We start from the raw sequence: 15,742 nt of genomic DNA, 5'->3' as shown, positions 1-15,742 counted from the left end.
AAAGAGCCGCGGTTAGGCGACTCTTTTGATTCCGGGTGGGTTGGCGACGGTGTATTTGTTGCGGCCCGTTTGTTTTGAGGCGTACAGAGCTTCGTCGACTCTTTTGTACCAGCCGTCGGGTGTTTCGCCTGCTTCTAGTTGGGCTATTCCTAATGAAACAGTGAAGCGGATTTCTAGATTGCCGTGGACGAATACTTCTTTGCGGATCTTTGCCATGCAGTCGTCGACCATTTTGATGGCTTGTTGGGTGTTGCAGCCTGGGAGGATCACGGCGAATTCTTCACCACCCAAACGCGCTACGAAGTCTTCCTCGCGAGCGAAGCTTTCTTGAAGCAGGCGCACGCATTGTTGTAGCACGAAGTCGCCGATATCGTGGCCGTAGGCATCGTTGATTTTTTTAAAGAAGTCGATATCAAATAGCAACATCGTCACGGGATCGTGATCGAGCTGATTGATTTGGATGTAGCGTTTAACCTGCTCATCAAAACTCTTACGGTTGTGCGCGCCTGTTAAATGGTCCGAGCGCATTGTGCGATTCGCTTCCATTAACTGCTTTTTAACGGTGGAAAGGCTTTTCTTCACCGTTTCCATGCGTTTTGAGCGGCGTTCGTTTGAAGACGTTTGATGTTTTAAATAAAAATCGATGAACTCGCGGGATTTCGCACGCAAGTCTTCGATGGAATTGGATTCTACCGCTTCACGCAGTTGGGCTAAGCTGTTGTTCACTTGGCCTTCGGAGGTAGCTTCGGCCGCGACCTCTTCACCCAAGTTGTCAGCAAAGTCCCAGATGATGCGTTTAAAATCATCAAAGGTGTTTTGGACATAAGTCGTTTCATCAATACGATAGCTTGAAATAAACTGACGGAAACGGAACAAAGCACTTTCCAGTTCTTCACCTTCCAAAGTCATAAGCTCTTTGGCAACGGTGTCCAGCTTCGCACGCACTTTGCGAATCGAGTGGTTTTGAACTTCGAACAGATTCTTGTTATAAACATCCAGGATGTACAACAATGTTGCGCGGTCTTCGGATAACGTGGGCTTATGGTCACTCTTGGTTTTCGAGTGAGCATCAGAACCCCAGTCCATGTCCAACTGATCAACCAGCTTTTTCATCCACTGTTTCAATTTCCGCCTCCGCTTACACTGCAATAAAAATCATCATTCCTTTTTCGGAAAATACGAGCCGAATATTAACGATTTCCCGACGCTGGTCCGGCAGATTCTCACAATGAGACAGGTCTGGTTGGTGCTTTTTCGCAACGATGTGAAGCTTTGCTCAAGTCCTTCCAACAACAAGTCTAAAGTATTCTGGAACTGACAAAAAAGGAGTCACTTCATGGGAACAAGTGCGCAGGTTTCCGGCCCTGATTTTACCAAAGGTGTTTCAGTCGAAGCTCTGAAAGATGGAGAAACTTTGCTGGGACATGTGGGAGATAAAGCTGTTCTTATGGTAAAAGTGGAGGGCGAAGTGTATGCGGTGGGCGCGAATTGCACGCACTATGGGGGCCCCCTCAATCAAGGACTCCTGGCAGGGCATCACATTCATTGTCCTTGGCATCATTCCAGTTTTAATGTGAAAACGGGGGAGGCAGAAAAGGCTCCAGCGTTAGTGCCGCTTTCTTGTTGGAGTACGGAGGTGCGCGATGAAAAGATTTTCGTCACGGGCAAAAAAACCATTCCGCGCCCGGTTTTGCGAGGAACCGAAAGTCAGCATATCGTGATCATTGGAGCGGGAGCAGCGGGAACCGCTTGTGCTGTGATGCTGCGTCGCCAAGGTTTTGCGGGCACCATCCAAATGGTCAGTCACGATGATTCACTTCCATATGATCGTCCCAATTTGTCCAAGGACTACTTAGCGGGAAATGCTCCCGAAGAGTGGCTGCCAATCATCAAGAGCAGTTTTTTTGAAAACAATAAGGTTCAGTTGAACCTCAATGTTTCCGCTATCGAGATCGACGTGGATCAAAAGGCGGTCGAGTTGTCAGATGGTCGCACTCTTTATTTCGATAAACTCCTACTCGCCACAGGGGGGGAACCGATTGCCCCACCTATTGTCGGAATTGAGAATAAAAATGTTTTTATGCTTCGCACGCTCAAAGATTGTCGTCGCATTATTCAAAAGTGTGGTGAATCGAAATCCGTGGCCGTCGTAGGTGCCGGATTTATTGGATTAGAAGTCGCGGCTTCCTTAAAACAAAGAGGAATCGATGTGCACGTCATTGCCCCCGAAGAAATGCCCCTGATGAAGACTTTAGGGATTCACGTGGGAAGCTATCTTAAAAAGGCCCATGAATCTCATGGAGTGCATTTTCATTTGGGACGTACGGTGAAGGAAGTCAAAGATGACTCTGTCATCCTTGACGATGGCTCCATCGTTGCTTGTGATTTCGTGGTTGTAGGGGTGGGTATAAAACCGAATCTAGCCCTGGCACGACAAGCGGGTTGTGAAATCGAGCAGGGTGTCTTAGTGAATGATTACTTAGAAACCAGCATTCCCGGCATTTATGCCGCGGGGGACATCGCACGCTGGCCCGATCCCCGCAGTCTTCGTCCCATTCGGGTTGAGCATTGGGAAGTCGCTGAACGCCATGGGCAGGTTGTTGCATGCAATATGCTTGGCGCTCGCAATAAATATCAGGATGTTCCGTTCTTCTGGACTCAGCAGTATGACAAAATAGTTTGTTATATAGGCTTTTCTGATCGCTTTGATCGCATGGAACTTTTGGGAGATCCGGGAAAAGATGATTTCGCGGTGATTTATTATGAAGATGATCGTGTCGCCGCGTTTATGACGGTCGGACGAGATCTTGAAAACCTCAAGGTGGAGCAGGCGTTACAACGAATAGACTATCGCAAGGTGGAAGAACTTATCACCGATTACGAACATCACTTGAAAAAACCGCAAAGACCTTTGCCAAATTACTTTGAGCCAAGTCCCTAAAGGTCTTTGAGTTCTTTTTTTATTTTTGCCAGAGTCTTTCCGTCAAACGCGGGAAGGACCGGTTTTAATTTTTCCAGTCTTTCCAGTAAAATGGTGGAGATGATCAGATTTCGTAAGTTCTTATCGTCCCCCGGGACAATAAACCAGGGTCGGTCTTCATGGTGAGTGCTTTGAAGTACTTCACCATACGCTTTTTGATAATCATTCCAGTGACGACGTTCGGCGAGGTCGCTTAGTTCAAACTTCCAATGCTTTTCTGGATTTTCGATACGTTCACGAAGTCGTGAGGCTTGTTCTTTCCGGCTGATGTGCAGGAAAAACTTTAAAACTGTGACGCCTTCTCGTACCAGCATTTTTTCAAAGGCATTGACGTCGGCAATGCGATCTCTGATCTCTTTCAGCGAAAGAGTTTTATGAACCAAAGGCATGATCAAATCTTCGTAGTGACTGCGATTAAAGATCACCATCTCGCCCCGCTCTGGGGTCTGCTTGTGAATGCGCCATAAATAATCATGGCGCAGTTCTAATTCGGTAGGTCTTTTAAAGGAAACGACCCGCAAGCCCTGAGGATTGGTCGCTGAAAAAACATGTTTAACAGTGCCATCCTTACCCGAAGTATCCAGCCCCTGTAAGATGATCAAAACCTTGTGCTTTGCTTCTGCAAAAATCAGCTCTTGCACTCGACCCAGCTTTTCGCTGATCACTTCAAACTCTGACTTCAAAGCTTTTTTGGAAACGTCCTTGGCTTCGCCAGTCGAAACCTTGGCCAAGTTTTTTGTCTTCGGGTAAAAATGCTTTTCTTTAATCATCTATTTAGTGTGCTGCGCGCATTTCGCTTTCGTCAAGGCTCGCATCCAAAGAAATCTCGGTGTCAAGCAAGCGAGAAACCGGGCAATTGTTCTTGGCATCTTCAGCGATGGTTTTAAATTGGTTTTGATCAATACCGGGAATCTTCGCGCGCAGAACCAAATTTGAATGTGTGATGACCCAGTCACTGCCATTTTTTTCGATACTAACGGCAGCGTTAACGTTTATGGTATCAGGAGTGAAACCTTTTTGGCCTAAGGCTGCAGTAAAAGCCATCGCAAAACAAGAGGAGTGGGCGGCCGCGATCAGTTCCTCAGGATTTGTTCCCTTTTCAGTCCCGAAGCGACGACCAAAAGAATAGGGTGTTTTATTGAGAACGCCACTTTCAGTGGAAATCTCGCCCAGACCTTGTTGAATATTGCCCTTCCATTGAACCGATGCTTTTCTTTCCATAACTAAACCTCCTCTAGTGATCCTCAAAGGATAGGAGGGAATGGGGGAGACGTTGACCGCTGCCTTATTTATTTGTTAAAGATCAATCTATGTCGGTGTCACCTCGAAAAATTGCAGTGATAGGAAATGCGGGAGCGGGTAAAACGGTGCTCGCTCGCCGTTTGGCAAAACTTTATCAGCTTCCTATCACCCATGTGGATTCGATACAGTTCGTGGAGGGCATGAAGATTCGCCCCCACAAAGAGTCCATTGCACTTTTAACAGAGATCCAAAATCAAGAGGCCTGGATCATCGACGGATATGGTCCATTGGATATCATCGAAAAACGTTTTCAGCTGGCAGATAAAATAGTGCTGATCGATTTTCCGTTGTGGCGTCACTATTGGTGGGCGACAAAACGACAAATTCAAAACCTCTGGTCACCACGAAAGGAATTGCCTCCCGGCTGTTCTGAACTTTCCTGGGAACATACCATGAAACTTTATAAAACAATCGGCAACGTCCACCGCTTGATGAGACCTGAGCTCCTGCGGATTTTGAATCGTAATCAGCATCAAGGAAAAGTCGTCGTGATTAGTAATCTTTCTCAACTAAAACGTATTTCCCAATATGGTTTTGTTGACGGTGGTCTTTGACATCTCTATTTAAGGAATTTTGAATTTATTTGGGCGCCGCGTTTCTCACGCGTACACTTGTGCTATGAGCCCAAACTTATACATCGTTGTCTTGGTTTTTTCCGGCACTATGCTGGTGAACGTCCTAACTTCCGCCGCCCTTTGGTACATCCATGGGAATCGTATTTTTGGTTATATCACTTTAAGTTGGGTGATCACCTCGATTAACTTTTTTTTGCAAAGCCAGTTTGTGGGCTACGATTACAGTATGCTTTTGGCTTTCAGTTTTTATGTCTTGGCCAGTTGGGTGTATTACGAGATCACTTCCGCTCTTTTGGTGAAACCTGATCGGCGCTCGTGGGTTTACACGATCCCCGTAACCTTAGTGATCTTGGGACTTGTTACTTTACGTCTGACACAGTCCTTCCGCTTTGCCTCGATATTTTCAGCGATTGCGATTGCAATGCCCTTGCTGGTGGCCGCTTGGAAAGCACGCAGTGCCCGGGAGTCTCGGGGAGACACCAAAGGTTTTAAAATTCTGGCACTACTCCTGGTATTATTAGCTATTCACTATCTGGACTATCCGTTTTTACGCCAAAGTGAAACCGGTGCCGTGTTTGGATTTACTTTTGCCTTTCTTTTAACATTTGCCTTTTCGATCTTTTTTCCGAGCTTTTTGTTATGGCAGTTGGCGGCGGAGTATAGTGGAAGGCTGCAAAACGAAGTGACCAAGCAAACCAAAGAGCTGGTGGATTTGGACAACCGAAACAAGGCTTTGATTTCCATTTTGGTACATGACTTGGCAACCCCGGTGACCACGGCCATGATGTCTTTAAATAAAATTGAAGACGGCGATTCACCGGTTATGCAAAGGCTTAGCAAATCTCTTCGCTATATTATGACGACAATTGAAAAGGTGCGGGAGCTTCAGGCAGTCTCGTCGGGTAAAAAAAACCTGGATTTAAAGGTCGCAGATCCGGCCATAGCGGTCCACAATGCTGTTCAATATTATGCTGAACAATTGGCGGCGCAAAACTTAACCGTGCGCTTTATCGACGAACGTAAAAATCCACGATCCTCGGTCATGATTGATCCCCAGTTGCTACAAGCACAGATTATCGGAAATCTGATCAGCAATGCGATAAAATTTTCTCCTCGGGGTGAGGAGATTGTTATCAGATTTACTGATGATTTTCGCTGCGTGAACATTGAGGTGATTGATTTTGGGATCGGAATTCCTGCAAACATTGCACCAAAAATATTTTCTTTCAGTGGTGCGACCACGCGCATGGGGCTTCATAACGAAAAGGGAACAGGATTTGGCCTTCCTTTGGTGAAGGCCTATGTGGATATGATGAATGGGCGCATCGAATTTAAAACTAGTTACAAAGATCCTGCCTTCGCGCGCACCGTGGGTGTTTGTATGCGAGTCAGATTTCCTTTGGTTGTGCAGCAGCCGATTCTTTCGGAACGACGGGAGATGGGGTTGTAAATATCGCGCGCTGTTTGTACCAGGATGTAAACATCAAATGGAACCACTCAAAAACTTCCAGGACAATCATCGCAGCCACTTTGGATTCCTCTTCTGATAATTCTAACTCATTCAAATCCAGCTGATGGGTTTCATCAATCCAGCTACCCTGGGCATGACTTGCCTCTTCAAAAAAGTGGTGATCGCCAAAATATTTTAAAGCTTCCGGGGAGTGTGAATCCGAGGAGCGAACGGCTTCAATAAACACAGCGAATGCCAATTCCAAACACTCGATCATCAACAGTTTTACGCCGGGACTGGTTTTCTGAAAAGTTAACGACATAAGTTTGTAGGTCGCTTGGCGCACGCGCCAGTTATCGTTTGACCAAATCTGGCGAAGGGCGGTGGTGGTCTTCGTTCCCCACGCACTTTGACCGACATTCATGGTCTCCAGATCTTCCAGAAAAAGCTGCCAGTGTTCGAGGTCTTCCTTGCAGTGATGGTTGACAGCTTTTTCCAAAGTGGTGGTGGCTTGAGGATACTCAAGATTTAAGAGCAAATCCTTGAATCCCAAAACGAAAAAGCTCATCGCGGGTGCAAACGATAAGGGGGTTTGAGAGGACCGAATCCAGTGTATCAAAACATGCTCGTTCAATTTACTTTTTTCCGCGAATAGCATTTTGTTAAAATCCATTTGTACTCCGGTTGCAAAGTGAAAGTGTTCAGATCAATCTAATGTGTATACTCCTTAAAGGATGCAACATATGCCGCAGAAAATGAATCTCCTGGTGGTCGAGGATGATCGAGATCTGGGAGAGATGATCGTAGATTCTTTGAAAGACCTTTTTCAAAGGGTTGAATTCACAACGAACTTTGAAAAGGCCCTGGAGATCCTGATGGCCATGCAACCTGATGTTATTGTCACAGATCAAAATATCGAAGGCGGCTTTGGTATTGCATTGGTCGCCCATGCTAAAGAAAAAAATGTGAACACCGTTGCCATTGTACAAACTGGTAACCCGTCTTTGGAACTGCAGTCAGAGGCTGCGCGGCTGGGAGGCGTTGAGATTATCGAAAAGCCTTTCGACGCCCAGCTTTTACATCTTCGTGTTTCTCAATTAATTATGGTCGAAGGCATGCGCAGAGAGATGGAAAAGTCCTCTAATAATCTTATGCGGGGATTTCAATAGTTCAGGAGAGCGTTCATGGAAATGCATCGAGAGTCGACGGACCAGGCTGCCAAAGCTAAGTTCAAGGCGGATAATTCGAAGTTCAATATGATCGTCGATTCCGTACCGAATGGTTTGATCGTGGTGGACCTTCATGGGGAAATCCTTTTGTGCAATGCCGAGATGGAAAAAATGTTTGGATATGAAAAAGGGGAACTTGTTGGCCAAAGCCTGGAGGTTTTAGTTCCTCGCGAGGCACGCGCCAGCCACGTGGGATTGCGGGGCGGTTTTTTCGAGCATCCCTCCAAACGTCAAATGGGAGCCGGGAGGGACCTTCGCGGCGTCAAGAAAGACGGCAGTGAAATTCCGGTTGAAATCGGATTAAATCCTCTTGCAACAGAAGACGGCAATTACGTGGTCGCTTCCGTAGTCGACATAACCGAACGAAAAAAAACGGATCAGATGTTGGTTAAAGCTTACGAGGAAGTTCAGCAGAAAAATCTGGAGATGGAGCAATTCGTTTACACAGTTTCCCATGATTTAAAAGCACCACTGGTCACCAGCAGCTCCTATATTTCATTTCTTAGAGAAGATCTTCAGGCGGGACGCTACACAGAATTAATGGATTCCTTGGAGCGGGTCGAAAAAGCTAATAAGAAAATGCATGAATTGATTTACGATCTTTTGCAGCTCTCCCGCACGTCGCGCATGGAGCTGAGAGTGACTTCAGTCAGCTTAACTCAAATTCTCACTGAAATGAAAAAAGATCTCGGCAGTCAGCTGGAGGAAAAGAAAGCGGAACTTTTGATTCCTGACAATCTCCCCGTGGTGCAAGGGGACGCCAAACGTCTGGTGCAAGTCTTTGAAAATCTCATTATCAACGCCTTAAAGTACGCAGCCACCTCTGAACACAACATCATTGAAATCGTACAAAAAGAAAATGAATCAGACTGGCATGTCGGGGTCAAAGATAATGGCCCCGGAATTCCTGTGCAATATCATAAAAAGATTTTTGCCCTATTCCAGCGTCTGGACAATCAAAAGGAAGGAACGGGTGTGGGATTAGCAATCGTTTCCCGCATCATGGGGTTGCATGGTGGACGAGCTTGGGTTGAGTCAGAGCCAAAGCATGGCGCTACTTTCTGGGTTTGTTTTCCAAAGAATCCGAACTTCCCAAAGGAGACTCATGATGGAATCCACTGAACATAATGAGCCAAGATCACTTGTCATTCATTTGATAGAGGATGATGACGACCACGCGGGGATTGTGGTGCGCTTATTGGCACGCTCCGCTTCGACCAGCAAAGTGGAGCGCTCCCGGGACGGCGAAGAGGCCATAGAATATTTGGAACAAAAGAAACTAGAAGAAAAAAGAAAACTGCCGGATTTAATTTTACTTGATTTAAAACTTCCCAAAAAAGATGGTCACGAAGTTTTGCAATTCATCAAGCAAGATCCCGTCTTGCATTCCATACCTGTGGTGATCCTTTCCACTTCAGATGCGGAGTCAGATCGTATCAAGGCCTATGAGCTTTATGCGAACAGTTACCTCGTGAAGCCATTGGAACTGGGAAGCTTTAAGGATTTAACCGATGAAATTGTTCGTTATTGGGGAGTTTGGAATATTCCCGCAACAGAACAAAAGGGGAACGTGAGTGAGCAACGACCCTAGACAGTTAAACATTTTACTTATCGAAGATAATGACGAGCATGCCGATATTATTATGCGGCATTTACGTCGTATCGAATCGATGAGCCTGGATGTCGTCAGGGAGTCCTTGTTAACGAAAGGCCTGCAGCGTCTGGCAGAAACTAGATATGACGCCGTATTGCTGGACTTACATTTGCCAGATAGTACTTTCTTAGAAACACTTCCTCGGGTGGGGAAAGTTGCAAGTGAAACACCCGTCATCGTCCTATCGTCTTTAGACGACCGTGGCAGTACCATTAAAGCCGCGCAGGAAGGGGCTTCCGATTTTTTAAATAAAGCGCATCTTTCATCAGAACTTTTAGCGCGAACAATTTTAAGCTCGATCGAGCGTAAAGAATCTGAAATCAAAATTAAGCATCAGTTGCATCAGACGGCTCAGCTTTCAGAGCTCAGTCAGTTCGCTTTAAATGAAGTGAATGTTGAAAAAGTTAAACTACGCTGTCGCGAAATTTTGATGAATTCCTTGTTGGTGGATTACGTGCAATTTGTCGAGCCTCCGCAAAGTGGTAAAGATATTCTGGCGCAAAGGGTGACGGATGATGGAGTGCCTTTTTTGTTTGGCGAACTCAATTTTCTGGGTATGGCCGAGCAAAAAGATTCACTTTTAAAGTTGGGTTTGAAATCCGGAATCAATGTGGTTATCACCAGCAAAGACGCTGAGATTCCACCTATCGTTATGCTGGTCTATGATCACCGTGACCGAACTTTCAAGTACGATGAAATCGAATTCGTTAAAGCCGTCGCCAATATTTTGTCATCGGTGGTGACGCATGCGTACCTGGAAAAACTACTGCAACAAAAAATTGAAAGTCTTAAGCAGGCTCACCAGAAAAAAGATGAGTTTTTGGCGACGCTTTCCCATGAGTTGCGTACGCCCTTAAATATCATTACGGGTTATCTGGAAATTATTCGCGAAACTCAGCCTGACTCCGAAGAGTATTTCAATGCGATGTCGATTATTGATTCGAATCTGAAAATTGAAACCCGACTGATTGGCGAAATCCTGGATATGTCACGCATTATCACGGGCAAAATGAAACTGGATCTAAGTTTTTATGCTTTGGATGACATGATCGATTCGAGTATCGAGTCTTTAAGTCTCGCCATGGCGGCAAAAAAAATTCATCTGGAGATGCACGTTGCCCCTAATTTGGGTCGTATGTGGGGCGACCGCGATCGCATGCGCCAGGTTATCTGGAATCTGGTTTCAAATGCGGTGAAGTTCACTCCACCGGAGGGCCGGGTTAAGATTTTTGCGAACAAGGTGAATGATCTTTTTGAATTCTCCATCGAGGATAACGGGGTGGGGATTAAGGAAGAAAACCAGTCCGATGTGTTTAATCGCTTTTGGCAGGAAGATGCAGCCATTACACGGCAGCACATGGGTTTGGGCCTGGGACTAGGGATCGTTCGCCATATCGTCGAGCTGCATGGTGGCACCGTGGAAGTCTTTAGTGCGGGACGGGGCAAGGGAGCCAAATTCACGATCAGAGTTCCGATTCAACAAGTTCGCGCCGTCGAATCAGCCCCCGTGGAAAAGCCATCAGAGGAACCGAAACCGCTTGCGAATCGCAATCTGCAGGGGTTGCATTTGTTAGCGATTGATGATTCCGAAGACTCGTTAAATCTGCTGCAACATTTATTAAAAAAGTCAGGTGCCACTGTGGAAGGCACCAGCAATCCCCAACAAGGCTTAGATATGGCTAAGAAAGACGGCTATGACGTTATCATCTGCGATATCGGCATGCCCGTCCTGGACGGTTATTCTTTGATACAGGAATTACGGAATTGGGAAGAGCAGAAGGGGATGCCTTCAACTTCCGCCATTGCTTTGACGGCTTATGTGGGGCAGGAAGATATTGATAGAGCTTTGTCCGTGGGATTTCAGGCCCACATGGCAAAACCTTTAAATCTTCCACTCCTCAAGCAAAAAATTATCGAGCTTGCGCCGGGAGACTCGTCTTTACCAGCAGCCCAACCTTAAGTGCAACCACGGATCAAATAAAGAACCAAGAGGATTGGGACAGGAACTCCAATCAGCCATAGAAAGATCCATCCCATTTTACCCGTTGTATCTTTTAATGAAGGTTTCATGATGTCCTCCTTTTACATATGATAATTCCGATTCAGTGGGGATCCCTAGAACGACTGTGGTGTTTCTTTGCACGACAAACATAAATCGGTATCTGGAAGAAGGTCGAATTTATTTCAAAGTCGGTAATCTAAGGAACTCCCTTGACCACTGTAAAACGACAGTTGGATAATTTTCGTGGATGGCAAAGTTAGGAAGAGTTTTCATTCTGTTCGTGCTGGTTTTCCTGGCTGTTTCTGCTCAGGCCGCGGCGTGGGATTTAACTTCCAATGTGAGGCTCGGGGTGTCTTCACCGGGCGTCAGTGATTTTTCAACAGTTCGCTTCGACTCTGTTGCCACGAGCACTCTGACGCAAGGGTATTCCGATAAAGACCCCTGGTTTCAAATTCACATTCAAAATTCCAGTAACGAACCTTTGAATAAGATCCTCTATTTTGACTCCCCCCAGATCGGTCGTCTGACGTTGTGGCAAGACGGGAAGTATCGTCCGGAATATTCGGGACCTGGCTATTCTTTGGAGGAGAGATCCTATCCCTCTCGTTTGGGTGCATTTCTAATTCAACTGGCGCCTCAGGAAAATGGCGTTTTTTATATTAAGCGCGATATTCACCATGCGCTCAATTCCAAGGTCTTTCTGACGGATGAAAGCGATTTTTTAAAACAAGAAAACACGGCCCGCATGATTTTCTTTTTCTATATAGGGGGAATCGTTGCCCTGGTTCTATATAATTTTCTTTTGGGTGTGTTTACCACGGAAAAAGATTATCTGCATTATTCTTTTTTTGCAGGAAGTTTTGGTGCGACGGCCCTGGTGCTTCACGGAGTGGTGGATACGTATCTTTTGCCGAACCGGTTTGTGGTTTTCTCCAATTACCTGATGTTTTTTTCGTCGCTGACCTTGTTGTCGGCCTGTTTCTTTGTCGAGAGGTTTTTGGGTATCACCCGTGAATTCAAATTAGGTTTTAATGGTGTTCGAATATTCAAGATATTAGCGGTGATTCCTTTGATCGCGAGTTTCATCGTGCCAGAACACCGGGAACTTTTCTTTTTAGGTTATTGGATTGATATTTCCATCGCCTCAGCCATTCTGTTTTTTATTTTTTGCGGCTTTTACATGCTCCTTCGTCATGCTCACCAACTGGCGACTTATTTCTTATTTAGCTGGGTCGTAGTTTTACTGGGCACTTTCGTGTGGCTGGCGGCGTTTTATGGCGTGATTCCCAATAACACCTTCACGCAGTATTCATTGTTATTTGCGAACCTGGGTGAAATGGTTGTTTTATCATTGGGACTTGCATATAAGATTCGCGTTCTTGACGAGCAAAAACGCCGGGCCCTGCGCGCAGCGGAAGATAAAGAGCGTTATCATCGACTGGTCCGAGTCCTATCCCATGATGTGGCGAATACGGTTTCAGGACTGCTTTATCACTCCGAAATGCTTAAAGCGCATGTGGATAAGGGTCCCGCCGATATTCACTTGGATCGCATTCACAATTCCACGGGCCAGCTCATTCAGATTTTAAAATCCGTTCGCCATGAAGAAGTTTTTCATATTTTCCGCGAACATGCAGAGATGGAATTGGTAGATCTAAAGCTTGTGTGTGAAGAACTGGTAAATCATTACGCCTGGCAGCTGCGCGAAAAGAAATTAACGACGGAAATTCATGTTGCCAGTCATTTGATGGTTCGCGCGGATCGTTCAGCACTGCTCAATCAGGTCCTTTCAAATATTTTTTCAAACGCCATTAAATTCAGTCATGAACACAAGAGGATATCTATCCACGCCATGGATGAAAAGGATTTCCGCGTTTTACAAATCACGGATGAAGGCGTCGGGATTTTGCCGGAAGAGATTGAATTGATCTTTTTTAGTAAAAAAATCGTCAGTCACCTCGGCACAGGAAATGAAATGGGGACGGGGCTTGGAACCTCGTTGATTGCTGAATATATGAAGCTTTTCGGTGGGCGAGTGGAAGTGCATTCTCAACATCGCAGCACGCACTCAGTCTCGGGAACCACTGTGCGCTTGCTTTTTCCTCACATGTCGGAAAGTTAATGGCAGAGGCTTGCCCTGTCATTTGAAGTAAGATAACGTTGGGGGCAATGAATTCAATTTCCATTGCCTCCTTCTATCATTATGTTTTCGTTTGTCTGGTTGCTTTGTTTCCTCCAGTGAATCCCTTCGGAACGGCTTTTATTGTAGGACCCTTTTTGAAAGGTCTTTCCACAAAACGTCGTATGCAATCAGCGGCGGCGATTGCGTTTTACTGCCTCGGAATTTGTATTACGTTTACTTTGCTGGGCGGATTTTTCTTTAAGCTTTTTGGAATCTCAGTGCCGGTGGTGCAAATCGCCGGGGGGATGTTGATTGCGCGCATGGGTTTTTCGATTTTGTCAGCGACAGATCCCCAGGAAGACCAAGAAAAAGTTGTGGATAATGACAATGCCGCTCGTAATAAATCTTTGAAGTCGCTTCTTTTTTATCCCTTAGCATTTCCCACAACCACGGGTGGTGGAACTATTTCCGTCTTGATGGCATTAAGTGCCAATAGCTATCATGAAAATCACGCGATCCATATGTTCAATCTTCTTGCGACTTCAGTCGCGTGTGTCATCTTGGCAATGATCATTTTCGCCTGTTATTCACTGACTCCAACGATCCTAGACCGTTTAAATTTGCAAGCACTTCAGGTGGCAAACAAGTTTAGCGGATTTTTGACGTTTTGTGTGGGAATCCAGATTATGGTGGATGGCGTCTTGGGAGTCGCAAAAATTCTTATCAAAGGCTGAAATTAGGGCTATCGTTTTTCTTATGAAAAAAAGAACAACGAATCAAATCCTAGTAAGCACGTTATTAACAGGAATATTGTTTGGCTGCGCAGGTGGCGGGACATCTCATACCTCCAATTCATCTCAAGTTAATAAAATTCATGAAAGCTTCGTCCTTAAAGGGGTGACCATCGTCAACACTCAAAATGGGCAGTTGCTACCGAATATGGCTGTGATGATCGACGCGGGGAAAATTTCAAAAATAATCTCCGCCGAGGCCGTGGGTGAACAGGGCAGCAAACGAGTGATCGATGCCACAGGGAAATATCTTGTGCCGGGTTATCTAGACATGCATGCACACGTATTGGACGACTCTGCAGCAGCAGAGATCAGTGCAATTATGCTTGCCTATGGCATCACAGGTTATCGTCAAATGTCAGGGACGGACGAAATTCTTTTACAACGTAAAGACGGAAAACTAAAACTTCCCGCAGATTCTCCTGAACTTTTAGGAATGCCAGGACCTGTGCTTTTACGTTCCAATGCCAGCACTCCTGAAACAGCCGTGGAAGTCGTACAAAAACAGCGCGCTGAGGGTGCAGACTTCATTAAAGTTGTGGATGTTGCTCCAAATGTTTTCTTTGCCGCTTTGGCTGAGTCAAAAAAATCAGGGGAGTACTTTGCCGGCCATGTTCCCGCTGGAGTGGATGCAGTTCAAGCTTCTAAAGAAGGCATGCTGTCCATCGAACATTTAGGCCCTGTTGATGCGGTTCTGCTGAGTTGTTCAACCAATGAAGCAAGTGTCCGTAAGGCCATCGGTTCTGAAGCCACAGTCAACATGTCAGCGGAAATCGGCAAACTCACAGTCGCAAATCCTTTGCTGGTGCGCTTGATGGCCAATCAAAATGCTTTTCTAAAAACTCGCACTTTGATTGATACCTACAGCGAATCTAAATGTAAAAAAGTGGCCGAGACCTTTGCGAATTTTAAAACTTGGCATGTCCCAACTTTGATTCGTAACGTGACAATGCAACAAGCGGATAAATCGGAATACACGAATTCTGCAAACCTGCAGTACGTCTCTCGTGGGACGCGTGAATATTGGGATGGAGTTTCCAAGCAGTTCACTAAAACTGTTAAGCCCGTTGCTCGTGAAACTCTTCGTCAGCTGGGCGCGATGGATATGAAGTTGGTAAAACTCTTTGATCAGCAAGGTGTGAAAATGATGACGGGCACTGATGTCGGTGGCATGTGGGTGGTACCTGGCGTTTCTTTGCATCAAGAGTTTGATCTTTTGGCGAAAGCAGGATTGTCTCCCCTAAAGGTTTTGCAAATGACGACTTTGAATGGCGCGGAGTTTTTAGGAAAGCGTTCAACCATGGGAACTGTGGAAGTTGGTAAAGATGCAAATCTGGTTTTGCTCGATGGGAATCCTGTCGTCAGCGTGGCGAACCTTCATAAAATCAATGGCGTGGTTCGAGACGGAAAATACTATTCTGAGACGATGTTGACGGCATTAAAGCAGGATGCCGCGAAGAAATTGTCATCCATTGAATCTCAAAATCAGAACGGTCACTCTCATTAAAATGCCTAAATAGCGTCTGGAGCTTTTTGCTATCATTAAGCCCAGACGTGCAGCGGGTTCCATAGAGAGCGTCTGGAAACACTACTTAAAAGTAACGTCTATTCTGTTAAATGTGATACTCGCTCAAACC

Annotated in this window: 14 protein-coding genes; 10 read left to right on the top strand and 4 right to left on the bottom strand. The window is 45.7% G+C overall.

All coding sequences use genetic code 11. The features are described from left to right. Positions 1 to 12: 12 nt before the first annotated feature. The gene (locus ACLSU7_RS04930; protein ID WP_413294446.1) at positions 13 to 1,125 is read right to left on the bottom strand and encodes a GGDEF domain-containing protein; all 1,113 of its coding nucleotides are present in this window, start codon (positions 1,123 to 1,125) and stop codon (positions 13 to 15) included. Positions 1,126 to 1,336: 211 nt separating this feature from the next. Here ACLSU7_RS04930 and ACLSU7_RS04925 point away from each other — a divergent pair, with 211 nt between their 5' ends. Beyond that, positions 1,337 to 2,941: an FAD-dependent oxidoreductase gene (locus ACLSU7_RS04925; protein ID WP_413294445.1), complete on the top strand. Its 1,605-nt coding sequence runs from the start codon at positions 1,337 to 1,339 to the stop codon at positions 2,939 to 2,941. Here ACLSU7_RS04925 and ACLSU7_RS04920 read toward each other — a convergent pair. Both ACLSU7_RS04920 and ACLSU7_RS04915 read right to left on the bottom strand, forming a co-directional pair. After that, the gene (locus tag ACLSU7_RS04920) at positions 2,938 to 3,750 is read right to left on the bottom strand and encodes a PPK2 family polyphosphate kinase (protein ID WP_413294444.1); all 813 of its coding nucleotides are present in this window, start codon (positions 3,748 to 3,750) and stop codon (positions 2,938 to 2,940) included. The two genes, ACLSU7_RS04925 and ACLSU7_RS04920, sit on opposite strands and share 4 nt — an antisense overlap. Positions 3,751 to 3,754: 4 nt before the next feature. Beyond that, entirely contained in the window at positions 3,755 to 4,201 is a 447-nt protein-coding gene (locus tag ACLSU7_RS04915; protein ID WP_413294443.1) for an OsmC family protein, read from the bottom strand. Positions 4,202 to 4,296: 95 nt separating this feature from the next. Between ACLSU7_RS04915 and ACLSU7_RS04910 the strand changes: the two genes are divergently transcribed. Together ACLSU7_RS04910 and ACLSU7_RS04905 are read left to right on the top strand one after the other, a co-directional pair. Continuing rightward, entirely contained in the window at positions 4,297 to 4,836 is a 540-nt protein-coding gene (locus ACLSU7_RS04910) for an adenylate kinase (RefSeq protein ID WP_413294442.1), read from the top strand. 64 nt (positions 4,837 to 4,900) lie between these two features. Beyond that, positions 4,901 to 6,307, top strand: coding sequence for a sensor histidine kinase (locus tag ACLSU7_RS04905; protein ID WP_413294441.1), 1,407 nt, complete (start codon positions 4,901 to 4,903; stop codon positions 6,305 to 6,307). Here ACLSU7_RS04905 and ACLSU7_RS04900 read toward each other — a convergent pair. After that, positions 6,246 to 6,875: a hypothetical protein gene (locus tag ACLSU7_RS04900; protein ID WP_413294440.1), complete on the bottom strand. Its 630-nt coding sequence runs from the start codon at positions 6,873 to 6,875 to the stop codon at positions 6,246 to 6,248. The genes ACLSU7_RS04905 and ACLSU7_RS04900 overlap by 62 nt on opposite strands. Before the next feature lie 175 nt (positions 6,876 to 7,050). Between ACLSU7_RS04900 and ACLSU7_RS04895 the strand changes: the two genes are divergently transcribed. The 7 genes from ACLSU7_RS04895 to ACLSU7_RS04865 all read left to right on the top strand — a co-directional run bounded on the left by ACLSU7_RS04895 (position 7,051) and on the right by ACLSU7_RS04865 (position 15,612). Then, positions 7,051 to 7,476, top strand: a complete 426-nt coding sequence (locus ACLSU7_RS04895; RefSeq protein WP_413294439.1) for a response regulator — start codon at positions 7,051 to 7,053, stop codon at positions 7,474 to 7,476. 15 nt (positions 7,477 to 7,491) lie between these two features. Next, the gene (locus ACLSU7_RS04890) at positions 7,492 to 8,658 is read left to right on the top strand and encodes a sensor histidine kinase (RefSeq protein ID WP_413294438.1); all 1,167 of its coding nucleotides are present in this window, start codon (positions 7,492 to 7,494) and stop codon (positions 8,656 to 8,658) included. Then, a complete protein-coding gene (locus ACLSU7_RS04885) occupies positions 8,645 to 9,127 on the top strand; it encodes a response regulator (RefSeq protein ID WP_413294437.1) in 483 nt (160 codons plus the stop codon). Before ACLSU7_RS04890 ends, ACLSU7_RS04885 begins: the two co-directional genes overlap by 14 nt. Further along, entirely contained in the window at positions 9,111 to 11,150 is a 2,040-nt protein-coding gene (locus ACLSU7_RS04880) for a response regulator (protein WP_413294436.1), read from the top strand. Before ACLSU7_RS04885 ends, ACLSU7_RS04880 begins: the two co-directional genes overlap by 17 nt. Positions 11,151 to 11,439: 289 nt before the next feature. Beyond that, positions 11,440 to 13,314, top strand: a complete 1,875-nt coding sequence (locus tag ACLSU7_RS04875; RefSeq protein ID WP_413294435.1) for a 7TM diverse intracellular signaling domain-containing protein — start codon at positions 11,440 to 11,442, stop codon at positions 13,312 to 13,314. A gap of 47 nt (positions 13,315 to 13,361) precedes the next feature. Further along, positions 13,362 to 14,048: a MarC family protein gene (locus tag ACLSU7_RS04870; RefSeq protein ID WP_413294434.1), complete on the top strand. Its 687-nt coding sequence runs from the start codon at positions 13,362 to 13,364 to the stop codon at positions 14,046 to 14,048. 22 nt (positions 14,049 to 14,070) lie between these two features. After that, entirely contained in the window at positions 14,071 to 15,612 is a 1,542-nt protein-coding gene (locus ACLSU7_RS04865; protein ID WP_413294433.1) for an amidohydrolase family protein, read from the top strand. Positions 15,613 to 15,742 lie beyond the last annotated feature (130 nt).

It is taken from the genome of Bdellovibrio sp. HCB185ZH, assembly GCF_047302455.1.
Classification (GTDB): Bacteria; Bdellovibrionota; Bdellovibrionia; order Bdellovibrionales; family Bdellovibrionaceae; genus Bdellovibrio.
This window is presented reverse-complemented; position numbering and strand designations above follow the sequence as displayed.